Source organism: Streptomyces sp. NPDC086549 (genome assembly GCF_044746205.1).
In the GTDB taxonomy this organism is placed as follows: Bacteria; Actinomycetota; Actinomycetes; order Streptomycetales; family Streptomycetaceae; genus Streptomyces.
On the sequence record NZ_JBIVBS010000021.1, the window covers coordinates 49,445 to 66,883 of the forward strand.

Below are 17,439 nucleotides of genomic sequence, written 5' to 3' on the forward strand. Positions count from 1 at the left end.
CGGCAGGCCCGTACCTCTTGCCCCCCGGCGCTCAGGGCAGAGCGGTGGCCCTCATAGCCTGCTGTCATGAGTGACTTCCACGAACTCCAGCTGACCCTCGACCTGCCGGACTCCCTCCCGGCCGCCGACGTCGCGCTGCTGCGCTGGCACCTCGGGGAGAAAAACGAAGAGTCCCCCGACCCGGATGCCTACCCCTTGCTCTCCGCCCGGGGGCCCGCCGCGCGGATCGGCGGAACGCTCGTCGGTGACATCCAACGCGGGGAACGGGGCTGGGCGCTCACCGCCCGGCAGGAAGTGCATCCTGACGAATTCGATGAGCTCCGCCAACTCGTGGAATGGCTCGCCGCGCGGACCAGCACCTTCGGAACCATCGGCTACCTGCGGTCCCTTGAGAGGGACGTTCCCGACGTGCTCGTCGCCGACCCCGCCGCCGGGACCGCGCACCGCCTGACCCTGCAGCCCGGGCGCTCAACGGAAGACCAGCTCATCCCCGACCCCTGGAGCTGACCGCGATAGGCCGGTGGCTGCTGAGCTCCGCAGACAGGCGGCCGCCGGTGAGCTGGATGCGGACCGAATGGCCGTCGATGCGGCCGTCGATGACGGAGCCGACCGGTGGGCTGAACTGCTCAAGTCTTCAGCGCGGGAACACCGCGAACGATTCACGGCAGCACGGGTCTTGGCTGTCAGGCTGCGTCTGGACCGGTCGCGTCGGCGGCGAGGTTATGCTGCGCGGGAGCCAGTAGGCGCGCTCCTCCTCGCAAGTTGGATGCGCCCTGCCGAGTCTCTGGCCGATCGCCCGCTGTCGACCGTTGAGATGGATCTTGTCCCGGTGGCCGGGCGGCCTACCGCCGGTTTCCGGCCGGATGTTCCTCGTCGGGCTCGCCCTGGTCCTCGTCCTCGCCGGGCCCGGGCCAGCGGCCGAACGGCCCGGCGGGCTGCTCGGGGGTCGCGCCGAGCACGCCCGGCCCCTTCGTACGATGCGGCGGCAGCGGGATCACGTGTCCTCCCCTTCGTGTCGTGCCTGCGCCAGCAGCGCCGCCACGACGTCGCCTCTCCCGTCTTCGGTCGGTTCAACGAGCGTGTCCACCACGCCGGTGGCGGGGCCGAGAACGTGCCGCTGGAGGCGTTCCATCAGCTCGGGATCGGTGCCTCTGCCGGGCCCGGTGAGGTCCACCCGGGTCGGGCGGCGCGGGGCGATGATCTCCAGCCCGGCCGGTGCCTGGTTCTCCTCGGCTTCGGCGAGCGCGCGGTAGACGGAGGCGACGGAGGGGTGCTGTCCGGCATTCTTGCCGGTCTTGATGGTCAGCTTCTTCGCGATCTCCGGGACGGGGACGCCCTTGTCCTTCAACGCGCGGGCGAAGGTGAGCATGTCGTCGTCGATGACCTTCGGCAGTCCGCCGTGGTTGCCCTTCGCGGCGGCGGTCACCTGGCCCTCCAGGGCCTTCTCCCGGATGTAGTTGCGCTCGATCTGGGCGGCGGCGGCCAGGACGGCGAAGAACATCGCGCCCATGCCGTTGGGGTCGTAGATGCCGCTGAGCGGGCCGGTGAGGAGTTCGAGCTGGACGCCGGCGGCCTGGAGCTGGCCGGACAGCGTCATCAGCTCGGCGGCGTTGCGGGCGAGGCGCTTGAGCTCGTGGACGGTGAGGATGACCTCCTGGTCGGGGGCGGCCTCCTTGATGTCGTACGCCAGCTTCAGCGCCTTCTGAAGCTCCGGCCGCGTCTTCACCCGGGTGCTGATCTTCTCGGAGAAGCGGGCGGTGTGGTACTTCGTCGCGGCAGCACGTAGGCGCCCGCGAGGTCCAGCAGGTATGGATCAACCACGACCGCAAGCTGCTCGACCTCACCATCCGCACCACGAACGGCCGCACTGCCGTCGTCCACACTACCGCCAACCACCCCTTCTGGGACGACACCACTCACGCTTGGATACTTGCCGGTAAACTCCACCAGGGCGACGCCCTAAATACCTCCAGCAACGGTCACGCTTACGTGATCGACATCCACCCCATGCCCGGCACGGCCGACCGTTGGAACCTCACCGTCCAGCAGCTCCACACGTACTATGTGCTGGCGGGCGAGACTCCGGTCCTCGTTCACAATTGCCCTGCCGCTGACGCTGCCGCAGGAATGAGGGAAATGCTGGCCAAGAAGGCAGGGTTCACCGGAAATGGGCAGCGAATCATCGTAGATGAGAACATGTCTCTCAAGTTTGCCGAACAGCTGCGGGCTGCAGGATATGACGCGCGCAGCGTTTCCGAAATGGGCCTGAGCGGAACGAAGGATCCTCAGCTGATGCAATTTGCTGAGAATGTGAATGCTCGTGTACTGACCAGAGATCGCGGGCGCCAGATGGACGGAGGATTCGGATCCCGAGCCATTCCAATTGATCGCCGAGTTACTTCAATCGACGGAATCCTGCGGATATTGGGCGGTGGCTAGCGATGAGTAAGGATCATGTGATGCACAAGCCTGGCGAGCTCGATGTGATCCATTCCCGATGGATCCAGAACAGGAATCGACGCACGGACGATCCGGCGTATCAAGAATCCTGGTACGACGAGCAGTGCGGCGGATGCCGTTTCTGGATTCCACTGTCTGGAACGCTTGGGTCGGATTACGGTGCATGTGCGAACTCGGCGTCGCCTTTCGACGGGACTATCCGGTTCGAGCATGACGGGTGTGAGGAATTCGAGGAATCGGGGCGATGGGCTGTGCCTGACGATGCGTGACAGGCTGCCCGGCTGACGGCCTGTCGGCAGTCCGCAGCCGTCGTTGCCAGAGTGAATCTGAATCCCCATCAGCTGTGGCTGGTGGGGGATGCAGGGTGGCGGGTCGTTGTCCGAGCTGATCGTTCCCGGCTGCGTGCGCCAGGCCCCGGATCCAGGCAAGCACCACGGACCGATCCGAACTACACCAGTGACAACCTCACACGCGAACCCCAGCGGCCCGAGCTCTCCGGCGACGGCTGTGTCCCGCTCGCGCTTCTGGCTAGTCTGCGGGCATGACGGAGCACCCCGGGTTCGGCGCGATGCTGGCGCGGTTGCTGGACCACAGAGAGCTCGGCGAGCAGGAATTGGCCGACCGCGCTGGGCTGCACGAAGACGAGGTCCGCGCAGTGCTCGCAGGGAACAGCCCCGGCGAGGAGCTGCTCCGACGGCTTGCGCCCGCACTGGGTTTCCATGCCGTCGATCTGTTCATCCTCGCGAGGCTGGCGGTCCCGGACGACATGGCGCCGTTGGACGCCACGGCCGCGATGTGGGTGAAGAGCACGGTGACGGATGCGGTGCGTCTCCCCGCAGCGGGACGCCGTGAACTCCTGCAGCTGATCCGCTCACTGCCGCAGGAGGAACGGCGTTCCAGCTTCGCCCCGAAGCCGCTCATGCCCCTCGCCGGCGGTCCCGGCGCTTCGGTCATCCGCATGCTCCAGTACCGCAGCCTGAACTGGACGGGAATGGCGATGACGCTTGCGTTCGTGACGCCCACATACCTGTCGGCAGCCACTTACGGTGTGATCGGCTCTGGTCGCAAGGAGCTGACCCCGCGCTTGGTAACGGACTTCGCTGCCCTGCTGGGGATCGACGCCCGCGATCTGGCCGCGCTGACGGGCGTCATTCTGTGTGAGGTGCCACCGCCTCCGCCCCCGGAGGCCGTGGATGCCGCAGCACTGCTGTGGGAGGGGCGGCGTCTGTCCGCCGCCCAGGCACGACACGTTTCCGAGCTTGCACGCTCCATGCGTGGAGGCTCCCGCAACGCGCACCTCATGGAACTGCCCGGATTCTGACACCTGCTGGCAGTCCTGGCGGACCAGATCATCTGAGACGTCAAGCGAATCGGACCAGACCATTTGAGACTGGGACCAGATCGACGAAGACGGGACAATGGTTCTCCGCCGAGGGCGGAGGACCATCACTGGCTACGACGTCGTAATTCGGCCCGGCATGACGACTCGAAGCGGCCCCGTTTCGTGAAGATCCATGACGGCTCGAAGCGGTCCCCGCGCCGTCACGGGCCAGGTCTCTGCCGGAGTCTGAGAAAGCTGCCGAGGCTCAAGTAGGGGCCGATTCCAGCCGCCCGGGTGGGGCCGCCCGAACGACGTCGCGGCCAACCCTGCAGGTGCGCTGGCGGCGCACGTACGACGGGGCACGGCGGGTGCTCGCGGAGTTGGAGTAGGGGGTGGTCGGATGGGCGTGCCGGAGTTCAGCGGCGGACCACCACGGCCGCCGTGCGGGGTGTCGGTGTTCAGCGCGGGGCTGCCGCAGACGCGGTAAGGATGCGGTGCAGGACGGAGACCGGGATCGCCGGGTTGGTGACCGTGATAGGGCTGAACGGAAAATCAAAGCTCAGGTGGGCAGGCGGCAGCATCCGGCCGGCGAAGCCGGCCGGATGAGTCTGTGGTGCGCGGTCACGCAGCAGTCGGGGCGAGGGTGACGGTGTGGCCGAGGTGTTCGAGCTGCCGGACGAGATCGCGTGTCCTGCGCTGCGGGTTGAGGTGCTTGTGGTGCCAGTCTGGTCCGAGTTCCTGGTAGCGGGCCTGCGGGTCGTTGATGAGGTGCCAGGTGTGCCTCCCCTCGTACTGTGGAGCCTGTGATTGCAAGGGAAGTTGGGGTTCATGGGGTCCAAGCAACGTACGTACGAGCCTGAGTTTCGTGAGGGTGCTGTACGCATCGTGATCGAGACCGGGAAGCCGATACCGGAGGTGGCCGAGGAGCTCGGGGTGCATCCGGGCACGCTGCACAGCTGGGTGTCGCGATGGCGGCGCAATGGCTCAACGACGTCGGACCGGCCCGTGTCCGACGGCTCCGTCGGACGGCTGCGGGAGAGCGAGCGCACTGAACTGGACCGGCTGCGGCGGGAGATGAGCGAAAAGAACAAGCGCATACGCGAGCTGGAGATGGATCGTGATGTCTTCAAACGCTGCATGGCCTTGTGGGTGAAGTAGCTGGAGCGGACCCGGCCCGCCTGGCCGGGGTGATCAGCGACTGCAAGGCCGAACAGCGCATCCCGCACACGGTGGCCTGCCGTGTCCTGGGCGTGAGCGAGGCATGGTTCTACAAGTGGGTGTGTCACGAACGCCGAAGGAGGCTCGATGTAGGTAGCGCTTCCTGGGGCGGTGCTGCGTGGAAGATGAAGGTTTTGGCCCTTCGGAGTCGCCCTGCGGGGGGAGGCTCCAAACCGCCACATGCTGCGGCGGCTGAATGCCGACCGTGGTGAGCGATGTGGAAAAGGCGTCCGACGAGGCGTCAGGTGGGGATCGGGAAGGCGAGCGCAAGCGAATCGCTGCTGACGTGTCGAAATAGAAGCAGACGACATCGAAACCGGGGTGTCCACTTGATCCCGGGATGAGCCTGGCGGAAGCCCGTCGACTGGCCAGGCGGTGTCCGGCATGGAGGCGACGCGAGCCCGATCTGCGGCTTTCACGCGGAACGTGAGAAGGCACGATCCGACACTGTCCGCCCCGTGGGCGGCGAGAGGGAGCGTCTCCTGCGGCTGGGGTTGCAGGGGGACTTGAGTACCGTCGCGGGTCGTGCTGGCGGACCGGTTCGTAGTAGCGATGAAGCCCCTGTAATGGGGGTGGAGCCAAGGGACCGGGTCGTTCGTGGCCGTTTGTTCGATCAACCGGAAGTGCTCCGGGAGGAGTCGTGTGGACGAGCTGAAATCATCACGCAAGCCGTTCGAGATCTCGAAGTGGGCTGTCTGGGAGGCGTGGGAGAAAGTCAGGGCGAACAAGGGCGCGGCCGGGGTGGACGGCGTGTCGATCGAGGAGTTCGAGAAGGATCTGCGGGGCAACCTGTACAAGATCTGGAACCGGATGTCCTCGGGGACGTACTTCCCTCCTGCGGTCCGCGCGGTGAGATCGCGAAGCCGCACGGCGGCGGCACCAGAATTTTAGGCGTGCCCACCGTCGCCGACCGGATCGCGCAGACGGTGGTGGCCGGGGTGCTGGAGGCGAAGGTCGAGCCGATCTTCCATCCGGACTCCTACGGCTACCGGCCCAAGCGGTCCGCGCTGGATGCGGTCGGGGCCTGCCGGACACGCTGTTGGGGCAACGACTGGGTGATCGATCTGGACATCCGGAAGTTCTTCGACTCCGTGCCGTGGGACCTGATCGTCAAAGCGGTCGAGGCGAACACCGACCTGCCGTGGGTGGTGCTGTATGTCAAGCGGTGGCTGGTCGCACCGCTGGCACTGCCCGACGGGACCTTGCAAGAGCGCGACCGCGGGACCCCACAGGGTTCAGCGGTTTCGCCCGTGCTCGCCAACCTGTTCCTCCACTACGCGTTCGACGCCTGGATGGCCCGGGAGTTCCCCGGCATCGGGTTCGAACGTTACGTGGACGACGCGGTGGTCCACTGCGTCAGTGAGTCGCGAGCGCGCACGGTGCTGGAGGCGATCGAGGAACGGATGCGCGAGGTCGGGTTGGAACTGCACCCCGACAAGACCCGGATCGTCTACTGCAAGGACGGCAAGCGGCGCGGCTCGCATGAGCACACGGCGTTCACGTTCCTGGGGTTCACGTTCCGGGCGCGCGGGGCGCGGACGAAGACCGGGGAGATGTTCCTCAGCTTCAACCCGGCGGTCAGCAAGGAAGCCCTGAAGATGATGAGCGCACAGGTGCGGTCCTGGAGACTGCATCAGCGCACCGACCTTTCCGAAGCGGACCTCGCACGACGGATCAACCCGGTCGTGCGTGGTTGGTTGAACTACTACGGCGCCTTCTACCGGTCGGCGCTGTATTCCCTCCTGACCCGCATCAACGCCTACGTGATGCGGTGGTCGCGCAACAAGTACAAACGGCTGCGGAACAGGAAGAAAGCCCAAGCCGCGTGGAACCGGGCCGTGAAGCTACGGCCTCGGTTCTTCGCACACTGGGTATGGGTCAACACTGTCCCGGCTGTCTGGTGATCAGAACGACAAGAGCCCGGTGAACCGAGAGGTTCACGCCGGGATCTGTGGGAGCCCCGGGGTGAGATTCCCCGGGGCTACCCGACCGGAACAAGCCCGTCACCGCCCGTGAGGTGCGCCGCGGGAGGCTGGCCGACGCGATCCGGCGCATCTTCGGCGCCTCGGGCGGCACCTACGGCTCCCCGAAGATCTGGATCATGCTCGTACGTGAGGGCCGGCGGGTCTCGGTGAACACCGTCGCCCGCCTCATGGCCGAACTCGGCCTGGCCGGACGGAAGGTCCCTCGACGCCGCGGTCTGACCAGGTCCGGCAAGCGGGCCGCATTCCCTGACTTCGTCCGACGCGACTTCACCGCGACCGCCCCCGACCAGGTGTGGTCCGGAGATATGACGGAGATCGTCACGGACGAGGGCAAGCTCTACCTGGCCACGGTGATCGACCTGTTCTCCCGCCGCCCGCTCGGCTGTGCGATGGGTGAGCGTCACGACGCGGAACTGGTCATCGCCTCCTTGAACATGGCCGCGGCCACCCGCGGCGGCGACGTCAAGGGCGTGATCTTTCACAGCGACAGGGGCAGCGAGTACCAATCCCGGCGCTTCCGCCGTGCCTGCCGGCGCCTGGGCGTGACCCAGTCCATGGGCCGGGTCGGCTCTTGTTTCGATAATGCCGTCAGCGAGGCGTTCAACAGCGTCCTCAAAGTCGAGTACGTCCACCGGCACACCTTCGCCACCCGCACCCAGGCGCGGCTGAAGATCGCCACCTGGATCACCGGCTTCTACAACACCCGCCGGCTACACAGCGTGTGCGGGTACCGGAGCCCGATCGACTACGAACGAGAACACCAGGCCGACCCCGCCGTGGAATTGGCCGCTTGAAAGATCTCCACGACGCGAGGGGATTGACAGGCTCTCCACGAGTGCCGCCTGAGTGGGGAGTGCCATCGCGGCGGACTTCGGCGCCTTCTCGAAGCCGCCGTCCGCCTGGGCACTGTCGGTTGGTAGATGCAGTGCAGCGCCGTCCCCTCGCATGAGGTGCCTCCCTGCGTAGGTCCCAAATCGCCTTCGTCAACCCGGGGATGACGCGTCGCGTCCCCCGCTGCGTAGCGATGACCGTCCTAAACTCAGGTCGGGCGGTGCTTGGGCGTGTGCGGTCCACCGTCACCGGCGGACCGCACAGCCCCGAATCCGGTGCGGTCTCAGACCGCCACGCGGCCGCCGTCGACCGGCAGCACTGCACCGTGGACGAAGCTCGCCGCGTCGCTGGCCAGGAACGCAATGACCTGGGCGATCTCTCGGGGCGCGGCGGGCCGCCCGGCGGGCGCCTGCGCGGCGAGAGCCTGCAGGTCCTCACCCATGTCGGCGGTGCCCTCTGTTCGGGTCGGTCCCGGCTCGACAGCGTTGACTCGCACCCCGCGCGGGCCGTACTCGGCGGCCCACGCCTTGGTCAGCAGGTTCAGCGCCGCCTTGCTCGACCCGTACAGTGCCATCCCCGGCACTCCGTACTCGGCGACCATGGTGCCCACGTTGATGATGGCGCCGTAGCCGCGCTCGGCCATCGCCGGAGCAAGCTCGGCCACCAGGTAGAACGGGGCCTTGACGTTCAGCGCGTAGACGGCGTCGACATCGCTCTCAGACGCCTGCTCCGTCGGCCCGAACGGGTAGATCCCCGCATTGTTGACCAAGATGTCCACCCGGCCACCGCCCAGCTCCCTGGCATCGCGCGCCAACTGTCGCACGGACGCAGCGTTCCGCAGATCGGCGGCGACGAAGTCCGCCTTGCCGCCGCGGCTGCGGATGGCGCTGACCACCGTCTCGCCGCGCGCCTGGTCCCGGCCGGCGACCAGCACGTGCGCGCCCCGCTCGGCCAGCTGTGCCGCGGTGGCTGCGCCGATGCCGCTGGTCGCCCCGGTCACCAGTGCGACGCTCCCGGCAAGATAGGTAGAACTCATGAGTCAATCCTTCGCTTCCGTCATGGCCGTTGTCCGGGAGGGCGATACCGCTTCTCCCGGCTGCCCGTCGCCTCGTGGCCGAGGCGACGTCCGTCATCAGCGCGTGGTGCCTGCCGGAGATTTCGTGTCGGTAATAGGGGATGCCGATGGCGGTCATAACCTCCGCTGACAGGGCGGGATCACCTCGAATAATCGCCTCCGGGCGGCGCATTTCCCGCACGGTGTTGTCAGGCCGAAGGCCGCGAGGAGCGCATGTCATCCCGCAGCTGAGAACTGGTTCGGCTCTCACCCCATGCACCAGCTCGGCGGCGGTCAGACCTTCCGGCGCCGGAGGCGATACCCGCCACGCTGATCCACGCTGCTCTGGATTGGTGAACGTGGAACACCGCACCACCGATCACCAGCGCCAAGGGGAGTTCAAGCACAAAGACGGGCTGCACCACGGACAGAGCCCCGGTTGCCAACGCAAGGCCCTGCAAGAGTGCCGCTGCGACGACGGCCAGCATTCCGCACAACCAGCTGGGGGTGCGGGCAAGGTCGCGAAGCAATCCGGGACGAAGGGACGGGGAAGCAGGAATCGACAGTACCGCGCGGCGCTGAAGGACAGTGCCCAGAGCGTTACTTCCTGCAGCCAACAAGGCGAAGAAGGCAGACAGCGCAACGATCAACTTCAGTTCCCCTCAGCACCCCTGAATTGCCAGACGCGTTCCGCAGCAGAGCCGTACCGGTTTGAGTCGGACGATGGCGCCTTGTGCGCTCAGCCGGCCATCGCTGCCGGTGCCCTGTCGTGGTGCAGGGGCCCGTGGGCGCCGGTGAGCGGGACGCCGCTGCCTCCACGGCGGCCGGCGACGATCTACGAGCTCACTGACGCCCACCTTGCGCAGACGCTCGTTGCGGTCCAGGTGGGTGCGGCGCGAGCCCATCGCGACGATGTAGGCGACCGGGAGCCTGAGCGCCAGGCGGAGCAGCGGGACGTCGAACTTGGCGTCGTGGGTGAGTAGTACGCACAGCGCTGTGCGGCCGTCGACCTCGGTGCGCTCCAGGTACTGGTGCGGCCACTCGATGACGATCTCGTTGGCTTCCGGGAAGTGGGTGCAGATTGCTTGCCAGGTCCTGTCCGAAATTGCTGGTGTGCACCGGCCACGTCGGCGTCGGTGGCCGGTTTCGCAGCGCCGGTCTGCGACAGCCACGGGTGCAAGCCGACCCGTTGGTCGCCGCAGCCGTGCGCTGTGTCCGCGGCTGGCCGGACCGTGCCCGGAGGGTCTGAGCCGGTGCCGGGGCGTTCAGAATCCCGGGAACAGTGCCCGCAGGTCGTCCACAGCGAGCCGGCCGGCGGCCGTCACAGCGTCGGTTCCTGGACGGTGGCGGCCGTAGACGAGTCGCAGGACCGTGTCTGCGGTTCCGGTGACGGTACCGGCCGGGTCGGCGGGAGTCGCGGGGTAGATGTGCAGCTCGCTGTCGAGATCCAGCAGGAGGGTGCGCTGCTCGTCAGTGAGTGTGACGGCCAGCTGAGCGGGTGCCAGGCGGCTGAGTGTGTCAGCGTCGCGGAAGCGCGTGGCGACCAGGTCCAGGCGTTTCCACAGCAGACGCAGTTCGTCGGCAGGAATGGTCGTGGTCGGGTCCAGGGCCACGGCGATGTCCCAACCGTGCACGGACTGCTCGGACAGCCGGTAACCCGCGTAATCCGCGACACTCAGCAATCCCGCGAAGTACGGCACCCTGGCAGACGCGTGCTGCGCCGCATTCAGGGAGTCGAGCAAGCCCAGGTGGCGGGCGTTGGCGTCCTGCCACGCCGCACGCTGCTCCAGCGGTCCCAGTGCATCCCAGCGCTCCCAGATCGGCAGCACTTCGTCGTGGACCGGGCCGTTTGTCCTGCCCCTGATGCCTCGCTCGAGGAGCATGACACCGATCTCCGCGCCGCTGCCCAGGTGGGAGAGCACTTGAGCAATGCTCCAGCCCTCGGCAAAGGACGGGCGGGCCAGGTCCTTCTCCGACAGGCCGCGTACCCGGCCGTCGAGGCGCTCGGAGGTGGCGCGAAGGGCTTTCAGCCAGTCCTCGGTGGTCGTCTTGTTCATGGTGTGGGGTTCCTTGCACTCTCCGTGTCGTGCGGCGGCGCGTCACCGCGTCACCGGCTATGTAATCCAGACGTCGTAGGCTCGTGAAGGCTTTGGCCAGTCGGGTCGCGAACAGCGGCCATAAGCTGCTGTGCTGGCCTGCCGCATGCTCCTTGTCGGCAAAGGCGCCCGGCGACCGCGCCGCGTGACGCACCCGGCAGGCCCCTGTAGCCGGCCTTGGTGTTTTTCGTCGCCAAGCCCGCGGCACAGGGGCTGGGCAGCTTGTGCGTCGGTCTAGTAGGTGGCGGGCTCGGGAAAGCCCGAGACGAAGCTCGCCAGGTCGCGGCTGCGGGCGTTGGCCGGCCACGCCGCCCAGGTGCGGCGGACCAGGGGGTCGCCGGCCAGGGGAGACCAGACGATGCGGTCGGGCAGAGGATGCGGCCAGTTCGCGGGTGCCAGCGCGAAGGCCTTTTTGGAGCGCACGGCGGCAATCTTCACCCCGGCGATCAGGGTTTGGTTCTCAGGAGGCTCGGGGCCCAGGTTCAAGCCGTGGCTGCGAAAGACGGCTGTCACCTGGTCATACCAGGCAGGGCTGCCGGAGCGCGGGAACGCCAGCCATTCCAGCTGGGTCAGCGTTTCGAGCCGGATCCCGTCCTCGTCGGAGAACTCGGCGGCCTGCTCGGCGGTGATCAGGACACCCAGGTTCTCCCTGGCGACCAGCATGGCGTCAAGTTCCGGTGCAACCGGGCGTTCACGCAGCAGGCCGACGTCGAGTTCACCGCTTTGCAAGGCGGCCACTTGTGCTGTGGTGGACAGGTGGCGAGCTTGCACACGCGTCTCGGGACATGCTGACGCCATGTGTTCCATGGCCGGTCCCAGCAGGTCCGTCGGCAGCTCCAAGGGAATCCCGATCCGCAGTACCCCGCAGGCGTCCCCGGCGAACGTGGTCATCGTGCGTATGGCTTGCTCGTGCCGGGAGAGGATTGCGCGTGCTTCGATGAGAAGCATCTTGCCTCCCTCCGTGGGGCGCACGCCGGTACTGCTGCGTATGAGGAGTTTCAGATGGAGCTGACGCTCCAGCGCTCCGACCGTCTGTGACAGGGCGGGCTGGCTGATGTGGAGGTGACGCGCCGCCGCGGACATGCTGCCTTTCTCGGCCACCGCAACGAACGCTCTCAGTTCCCGCAATTCCATGTCTGTGGGGATTCTCAATCTGCTCGGAATGCATTGAACGCCGTCAGCGGCGTCCTTCAGACGGCCATGGAACAGGGAGGCTGTCTCCTTCTCGGCCCGGGCCGGGGCACGGCTGCCGCCTGCCTCGCGGACATCTATGTGCCAGCCCCTGACGTCCGTGGGTCTGCCGAGGGATTCCCCGCATGCCGCTGAATCGTCACGTTCCAACGGTGGTGGGTGAGGCACGAGTTGCGCAAGCTCGGGGGTTGAAGGCGTCATTATGGGGGTGATCGGGATGACTAATAGCTGTCGCGGAATCGTCGCTGCGCAGCGAATGCTGCAACGGTCGCCCTCGCTTTTTCCTCCGGCCCCGGAGAACCCCCGTTGTCTCAGCCCGCCTGTTCCCTCGCCTGCCGGACCCGCCTGCGCCGGGTCCGGCTGCCTGGCACTGAGGCTTTTTCGTGCGCCCAGTAGAACGGGAGGTGACACCGTGACGTAGCGGTGTTCTTGCTGTTCGGAAGCTCGTCGTCGCCTGCCGGTGGAAGTCCGGTCCGGGTAGCTGCCAGGAGGCCCGGTAGCAGGCTGGCGGCGTCGGAGGGAAACGTCCGGCGTCGAAGCCCAGCGTCAAAGGCCCTGTAACAGGGGGAGCGACGATACGGTCCGTAGCATCACGCGAAGCCTGCGGCGTCGTTACTCAGCCACCCTTTCGGGTGGAACGAGGGAGTGCCGAGCCCTTCGAAATCGGGGTGAAGGCCATGGAAGCGGTGAAGATCCTGGACGGGCAGCCGTGAAGGACTCCCCGGCGTATGGGGCGCGGAACGTATCGAAGGTGGCGGCGGGAACTGGGGAGGCCCTCCCCGGCCCGATGACCTGCGGATAGACGTCATCGGAAGCGGCGCGTCCTATAACCGGTGATCCCGGGAAGTGGGCGCGGGCCGGGTGGGCGTCGGAGGTGGCCGTAGTACCGCTTGCAGCCGGGAGACAACACAACTCCCGGTGAGGGAAGGGCCACTGCTTCGTCGGTGCGTCATGAAGTGGAGGAGGGGCCCGGTGAGTGCCCGTGTGGCTAGTCCCGCCGTCGGGGGATGTACTCCCTCGGACAAGGTCCGTGCCTTGCAGCATGCGCTTTACCGGGCGGCCAAGGCCGATCCCGGACGGCGGTTCCACGCGCTGGGAGACAAGATCCACCGCAGGGATGTTCTCCGGCGCGCGTGGGCCATGGTGCGTGCCAACAACGGCGCACCAGGCATCGACCGCACCACCCTGGCCGCGGTCGAGGAGTACGGCATCGGCCGTCTCCTCGGCGAGCTGGCCGGCGAGTTGGGGCAGGGACGGTATCGGCCCTCGCCCGCCCGTCGGGTGTTCATCCCCAAGCCGGGGATGAAGGACGAGCGCAGGCCGCTGTCCATCCCGACGGTTCGTGACCGTGTCGTGCAGGCCGCCATGAAGATCGTGCTCGAGCCGGTCTTCGAGGCCGACATGCTGGCGTGCAGCTTCGGGTTCCGCCCGAAACGCTCGGCTCACGACGCCCTGCAGGTGCTCATCGACGAGCACCACCGGGGCCGGCGGTGGGTGGTGGAGACGGACATCGCCGAGTGTTTCTCGGCGATTCCGCATGAGGAGTTGATGCGCGCGGTCGAAGAGCGCGTCTGTGACCAGTCCGTCCTCAAGCTCGTGCGGCAGATCTTGCGTGCCGGGGTCATGGAGGACGGGCAGGTGCGGCGGCCGGTGAGCGGGACCCCACAGGGCGGTGTCATTTCACCGTTGATGTGCAACGTCTATCTGCACCGGCTGGACCGGGGATGGGACGAGCACGACGGGATCCTGGTCCGTTATGCCGACGACCTGGTCGTGATGTGTTTTTCGCGCAGTCAGGCCGAGCGGGCGCTTGCCCAACTGGTCAGGCTGTTGGGGGAGCTGGGGCTGAAGCCGAAGGCGGCCAAGACCCGGATCGTGCACCTGGAAGTGGGTGGGGAAGGCTTCGACTTCCTCGGATTCCACCACCGTCAGGTCCGTTCCCGGGGGCTGCACGGACGTCGACGCGTCGAGTTCCTCGCCCGCTGGCCCTCGAACAGGGCGATGCAGCACGCCCGCGACCGGATCCGGGAGATCACCGCCCGGCGCAGGCTCCCGCTGCACCCGCAAGTGATCGTGGAGGATCTGAATCTGTTCCTCCGCGGGTGGATGGCGTACTTCCGGTATGGCCATTCCGCCCGCCGCTTCAGCAAGGTCGGAAGATTCGCGCAGGAGAGAGTCGCGCACTTCATCAGCAGGAAGCACCGGCGCAGCCGGAACTTCGGCTGGTGGGTGTTTATGGTCTCGTCTCCCAACCGGCTCGGACTGATCAGCCCCTATGGATCCGTCGTGGCACCCAGGGCCGGAAAGCCCTGGCGGGAGAGACCGAATGCCGCCGGTGAACGGCGTCGGTGAGCCGTGTGCGGGAGAACCGCATGCACGGTTCGAAGCGGCGGGGGCTGGAAACGGAGCGGACGTACTCCGCCACCGCGCCAGCCCCCGACCCTACAACCTGAGGTTGAGCTGGCGTGATGCAGGGTGAGTACGGCCTGGACGAGGCCCGTGATACGGGTGGTCGAGCAGCGAAGTTTGCGGAGTAGTCGCCAGGACTTGAGGGTGGCCACGGCTTGTTCGACGAGGGCGCGGATCTTGGCCTGGGATCGGTTCACGGCCTGCTGACCGCTGGAAAGCGTCTCCCATCGGCCGCGGAACGGAACCCGGACCGTGCCGCGGGCGCCCTGGTAGCCCTTGTCCGCCCAGCAGGGGATGTGGGCCTGGTCGAGGGCGTCGATGATGCCGTGTTCGCGGGCTGCGCGAACGTCGTGGACGGCCCCTGGCAGTGCGGGTGAGGCCCACGGCAGCCGGCCGAACGGATCGGCGATGACCTGCACGTTCATGCCGTGCTTCTTGTACTTGTCGGAGAAGAAGGGCCGGTCGGCGGCGATCCGGTCGATCGGCAGGAGCGTCCCGTCGAGCAGGACGTAAGCCTTCGTCGAAGCAGCTCGGACGGCCTCGTCGAGGGTCGGTGCGAGTGCGGCCAGCAGGTCGACGGCCTCGCTGATGTAGCGGTAGACCGTGCTCGTGCCGATCTCGAAACCCGCTGCGAGCTGAGCGTACGTGGCCCCATTACGCAGATGCGCCAACCCCAGCAGGGCTTGACGGCCGACCGGGAGCCGGCGCCAACGGCTTCCGATCCGACGACGGTGCTCTCGCAGACGAGCGGCGAGGAAGGACAGGGATCGACTGGACACGTCCAGCCCGCACGGGTAGACAAGCACGTGAAGCCTCTGGTGGGTACCGGGTGATCTTGGTCGTGAACCCGTCTACCAGGGGCTTCACTTATATGTCGAACCAACTGACCTGCTCACGCCTCAAGTTGGCAAAGGCTCACTGTCATGGCGTCACCGGCCGGCGCTCGCCGTCCGCCCATCACGTCCTGCGATGCGCCGCCTGGCGGCATCCCTTCCAACAGCGTTTTGCGGCAGGTGGTCTCTCGCGCCGCTGTCTTGACCGTACCCGCCCCTGTCGCCCCAAGGCTGGCCCATGAACGCCATCGAGCCTCTTCTGACCCGGGCGAACACGAGACAGGCAGCCCTGCTCCTGGCCCGACGGGATCCTGTGATTGCCCGTCTCACCCAGGTGATCGGCTTCCCTGACTTCCCCTGCCCGACGGACACGCCCTTCGCTGCGCTGGTCCGCACCATCACCCAGCAACAACTGGCCACCGCAGCGGCCCCCACGATCCACACCCGGCTGGTCACCGCCCTTGACGGCCAGGTCACGCCCGGACGCCTGCTTGTGCTTCCCGGGCAGACGCTGCGCGAGGCAGGCCTGTCGGCCAACAAGACTGCTTCCCTGCAGGATCTCGCCGCCAGAACACTGAGCGGCGATGTCAACCTCGACCCCGGCCGCCTCGCCCAGCAGAGCGATGAGACAGTCACGGCACACCTCACGGCTGTGCGCGGAATCGGCTTGTGGACGGCCCAGATGTTCCTCCTGTTCCACCTGCACCGCCCCGACATCTGGCCCACAGGCGATCTCGCCATGCGCAGGGCTTCGCTCACGCCTGGGAGGTTCCCACCCCCATGGCCCGCCAACTGCAGCGCCTGGGTGAGCCGTTCAGGCCCTTCCGCAGCGTCGTGGCCTGGTACAGCTGGCAGGCCGGTCGGCTCAGGCCCGACATGAGGATGTCACCCCGGCCGCCCTCCGCAGCGACGGGGTGAACCGTGGCCTGGACATGGGTCCCGCCCCGCCAGAGCCAGGGCTTATGGAGGTATCAGCAGCACGCTGGGGTCGCAGGTGTCGCTTGGCGCCGCGATGGGGTTGGCTGGTTGCACAGGGGCTGTCGGATTCCCGCCGGATGACAGCTCACGTCCTGACGTCCCAAGCCTGCGAGCTGCGCGCCTTGGGCAACGGCGACGGTGCGCTGCCAAGCCGGCCCTCTACCGCTCGCTCCAGAAGCAGACCCTCAACCTGCGCCGCCGTCTCCTCGGGGACGTCCCCTTCGGTGCGGCTCTTGAGGGTCTCACCGCCGCCGACCTGGCCTACCGGGCCCGGGGCTGAGCCGCTGGCTGGCGGCAGCACCGAAGACAGCTGGTGCCTGGGCCTCATTGCGCCGATGGCCCAGCCGCAGGGGCGTCGCGGCGGGGTCGTGAGCGCCCGGCGGGTTGTCGGCGATCTCCGCCGGTCGGCGTCGAGCCTATGACCTCATCGGCCTGGTAGCCGTGCTCACGAGCGCGGCTACCGGGCCCATGCGCATCCGTCGTATCCGCCGGCAGGAGCGGCGCGCTGGGGCGGTGGTCGGATCGGGGCAGGCGGAGGCTGGAGGGGTGTTTTTGCGCTCGGTCACGGACCGCGGGCGTGGCGGGGGCTTTGAGAAGTGGTCTTCGGATGCGGCCGCCGGCTCAGGCGTGGGTGGCCGCCTGCGCGTGGACCAGATCGAGCAGGCCGGGAAAGCGGCTCTCCAGCTCCGCCCGGCGGAGCCTGACCTTGCGGCTGTTGCCGTAGTCGTTCTGCCGTATCAGCCCGGATTCCCGCAGGATGCGGAAATGGTGAGTGAGCGTCGACTTGGACAAGTTGAGAGGGAACGATGCGCACGTTCGCTCGATGTCCTCGCCCTCTGCGCAAAGTTCCTCGATCACCCGGCGTCGGTGAGGGTCCGCCAGCGCGGCAAAGATCGTGCCGAGATCCATCTCTTCGACGTCGGGGTGGCCTTCGCTGTCCGGCATGACTTTCCTCCCCAGGTACGTGATTCATCGTAACTGTATTCGGCGGCCGTGCGACCGGTGCGACGGCGGCATGCAATACGAGCCGGCAGCACATCTGCCGACCTGCGATCGCCTGGCA

16 protein-coding genes and 4 pseudogenes are annotated in these 17,439 nt (G+C 67.2%); 11 read left to right on the top strand and 9 right to left on the bottom strand.

The features are described 5' to 3' along the window. Positions 1–66 precede the first annotated feature (66 nt). Complete coding sequence (locus ACIPSA_RS42825; RefSeq protein WP_402645415.1) at positions 67–507, top strand: hypothetical protein; 441 nt, start codon at positions 67–69, stop codon at positions 505–507. Between the two features lie 335 nt (positions 508–842). Here ACIPSA_RS42825 and ACIPSA_RS42830 read toward each other — a convergent pair whose 3' ends face one another. Together ACIPSA_RS42830 and ACIPSA_RS42835 are read right to left on the bottom strand one after the other, a co-directional pair. After that, positions 843–998, bottom strand: a complete 156-nt coding sequence (locus ACIPSA_RS42830; protein WP_402645417.1) for a hypothetical protein — start codon at positions 996–998, stop codon at positions 843–845. Continuing rightward, the gene (locus ACIPSA_RS42835) at positions 995–1,726 is read right to left on the bottom strand and encodes a recombinase family protein (RefSeq protein ID WP_402645420.1); all 732 of its coding nucleotides are present in this window, start codon (positions 1,724–1,726) and stop codon (positions 995–997) included. The genes ACIPSA_RS42830 and ACIPSA_RS42835 overlap by 4 nt, the downstream gene beginning before the upstream one ends. Before the next feature lie 65 nt (positions 1,727–1,791). Here ACIPSA_RS42835 and ACIPSA_RS42840 point away from each other — a divergent pair. The 4 genes and pseudogenes from ACIPSA_RS42840 to ACIPSA_RS42855 all read left to right on the top strand — a co-directional run. Continuing rightward, positions 1,792–2,100, top strand: a pseudogene (locus tag ACIPSA_RS42840) (polymorphic toxin-type HINT domain-containing protein); the annotation flags it as partial. Positions 2,101–2,136: 36 nt separating this feature from the next. Next, on the top strand, positions 2,137–2,439 hold the full coding sequence (locus ACIPSA_RS42845) for a DUF5615 family PIN-like protein (protein ID WP_402645623.1): 303 nt from the start codon (positions 2,137–2,139) through the stop codon (positions 2,437–2,439). 20 nt (positions 2,440–2,459) lie between these two features. Continuing rightward, on the top strand, positions 2,460–2,729 hold the full coding sequence (locus tag ACIPSA_RS42850; protein ID WP_402645423.1) for a DUF3027 domain-containing protein: 270 nt from the start codon (positions 2,460–2,462) through the stop codon (positions 2,727–2,729). Between the two features lie 272 nt (positions 2,730–3,001). Beyond that, a complete protein-coding gene (locus tag ACIPSA_RS42855) occupies positions 3,002–3,781 on the top strand; it encodes a hypothetical protein (RefSeq protein ID WP_402645426.1) in 780 nt (259 codons plus the stop codon). A gap of 621 nt (positions 3,782–4,402) precedes the next feature. Here ACIPSA_RS42855 and ACIPSA_RS42860 read toward each other — a convergent pair. Beyond that, positions 4,403–4,594: a hypothetical protein gene (locus tag ACIPSA_RS42860; RefSeq protein ID WP_402645427.1), complete on the bottom strand. Its 192-nt coding sequence runs from the start codon at positions 4,592–4,594 to the stop codon at positions 4,403–4,405. Between the two features lie 15 nt (positions 4,595–4,609). On the opposite strand from ACIPSA_RS42860, the gene ACIPSA_RS42865 reads away from it, so the two are divergent. From ACIPSA_RS42865 to ACIPSA_RS42880, 4 genes and pseudogenes are all read left to right on the top strand, one after another. Then, positions 4,610–4,939: a transposase gene (locus tag ACIPSA_RS42865; RefSeq protein WP_402645430.1), complete on the top strand. Its 330-nt coding sequence runs from the start codon at positions 4,610–4,612 to the stop codon at positions 4,937–4,939. Between the two features lie 702 nt (positions 4,940–5,641). Continuing rightward, a complete protein-coding gene (locus tag ACIPSA_RS42870) occupies positions 5,642–5,890 on the top strand; it encodes a hypothetical protein (protein WP_402645432.1) in 249 nt (82 codons plus the stop codon). Between the two features lie 2 nt (positions 5,891–5,892). Beyond that, positions 5,893–6,903, top strand: a complete 1,011-nt coding sequence (ltrA, locus tag ACIPSA_RS42875; protein ID WP_402645435.1) for a group II intron reverse transcriptase/maturase — start codon at positions 5,893–5,895, stop codon at positions 6,901–6,903. Between the two features lie 107 nt (positions 6,904–7,010). Beyond that, positions 7,011–7,778: pseudogene (locus ACIPSA_RS42880) on the top strand (IS3 family transposase); the annotation flags it as partial. Between the two features lie 320 nt (positions 7,779–8,098). Here the strand turns inward: ACIPSA_RS42880 and ACIPSA_RS42885 are convergent. From ACIPSA_RS42885 to ACIPSA_RS42900, 4 genes and pseudogenes are all read right to left on the bottom strand, one after another. Further along, positions 8,099–8,851, bottom strand: a complete 753-nt coding sequence (locus ACIPSA_RS42885) for an SDR family NAD(P)-dependent oxidoreductase (RefSeq protein WP_402645438.1) — start codon at positions 8,849–8,851, stop codon at positions 8,099–8,101. A gap of 757 nt (positions 8,852–9,608) precedes the next feature. Next, positions 9,609–9,939, bottom strand: a pseudogene (locus ACIPSA_RS42890) (XdhC family protein); the annotation flags it as partial. A gap of 195 nt (positions 9,940–10,134) precedes the next feature. Next, positions 10,135–10,926, bottom strand: a complete 792-nt coding sequence (locus tag ACIPSA_RS42895) for a maleylpyruvate isomerase family mycothiol-dependent enzyme (protein ID WP_402645440.1) — start codon at positions 10,924–10,926, stop codon at positions 10,135–10,137. Between the two features lie 273 nt (positions 10,927–11,199). Beyond that, on the bottom strand, positions 11,200–12,099 hold the full coding sequence (locus ACIPSA_RS42900; RefSeq protein ID WP_402645443.1) for a LysR substrate-binding domain-containing protein: 900 nt from the start codon (positions 12,097–12,099) through the stop codon (positions 11,200–11,202). Positions 12,100–13,128: 1,029 nt separating this feature from the next. On the opposite strand from ACIPSA_RS42900, the gene ltrA (ACIPSA_RS42905) reads away from it, so the two are divergent. Next, entirely contained in the window at positions 13,129–14,508 is a 1,380-nt protein-coding gene (gene ltrA, locus ACIPSA_RS42905; protein ID WP_402645446.1) for a group II intron reverse transcriptase/maturase, read from the top strand. A gap of 104 nt (positions 14,509–14,612) precedes the next feature. On the opposite strand, the pseudogene ACIPSA_RS42910 reads toward ltrA (ACIPSA_RS42905), so the two are convergent. Continuing rightward, a pseudogene (locus tag ACIPSA_RS42910) lies at positions 14,613–15,371 on the bottom strand (transposase family protein); the annotation flags it as partial. Positions 15,372–15,636: 265 nt separating this feature from the next. Between ACIPSA_RS42910 and ACIPSA_RS42915 the strand changes: the two are divergent. Continuing rightward, positions 15,637–16,278: a DNA-3-methyladenine glycosylase family protein gene (locus tag ACIPSA_RS42915; protein WP_402645449.1), complete on the top strand. Its 642-nt coding sequence runs from the start codon at positions 15,637–15,639 to the stop codon at positions 16,276–16,278. A 719-nt stretch (positions 16,279–16,997) separates the two neighbouring features. Here the strand turns inward: ACIPSA_RS42915 and ACIPSA_RS42920 are convergent. After that, a complete protein-coding gene (locus ACIPSA_RS42920; RefSeq protein ID WP_402645452.1) occupies positions 16,998–17,321 on the bottom strand; it encodes an ArsR/SmtB family transcription factor in 324 nt (107 codons plus the stop codon). Between the last annotated feature and the right edge of the window lie 118 nt (positions 17,322–17,439).

Coding starts and splice junctions, on each gene's coding strand:
- ACIPSA_RS42825 (WP_402645415.1), top strand. CDS start 67: ATGAGTGACTTCCACGAACTCCAGCTGACCCTCGACCTGCCGGACTCC.
- ACIPSA_RS42845 (WP_402645623.1), top strand. CDS start 2,137: ATGCTGGCCAAGAAGGCAGGGTTCACCGGAAATGGGCAGCGAATCATC.
- ACIPSA_RS42850 (WP_402645423.1), top strand. CDS start 2,460: ATGCACAAGCCTGGCGAGCTCGATGTGATCCATTCCCGATGGATCCAG.
- ACIPSA_RS42855 (WP_402645426.1), top strand. CDS start 3,002: ATGACGGAGCACCCCGGGTTCGGCGCGATGCTGGCGCGGTTGCTGGAC.
- ACIPSA_RS42865 (WP_402645430.1), top strand. CDS start 4,610: ATGGGGTCCAAGCAACGTACGTACGAGCCTGAGTTTCGTGAGGGTGCT.
- ACIPSA_RS42885 (WP_402645438.1), bottom strand. CDS start 8,851: ATGAGTTCTACCTATCTTGCCGGGAGCGTCGCACTGGTGACCGGGGCG.
- ACIPSA_RS42895 (WP_402645440.1), bottom strand. CDS start 10,926: ATGAACAAGACGACCACCGAGGACTGGCTGAAAGCCCTTCGCGCCACC.
- ACIPSA_RS42900 (WP_402645443.1), bottom strand. CDS start 12,099: ATGGAATTGCGGGAACTGAGAGCGTTCGTTGCGGTGGCCGAGAAAGGC.
- ACIPSA_RS42915 (WP_402645449.1), top strand. CDS start 15,637: ATGAACGCCATCGAGCCTCTTCTGACCCGGGCGAACACGAGACAGGCA.
- ACIPSA_RS42920 (WP_402645452.1), bottom strand. CDS start 17,321: ATGCCGGACAGCGAAGGCCACCCCGACGTCGAAGAGATGGATCTCGGC.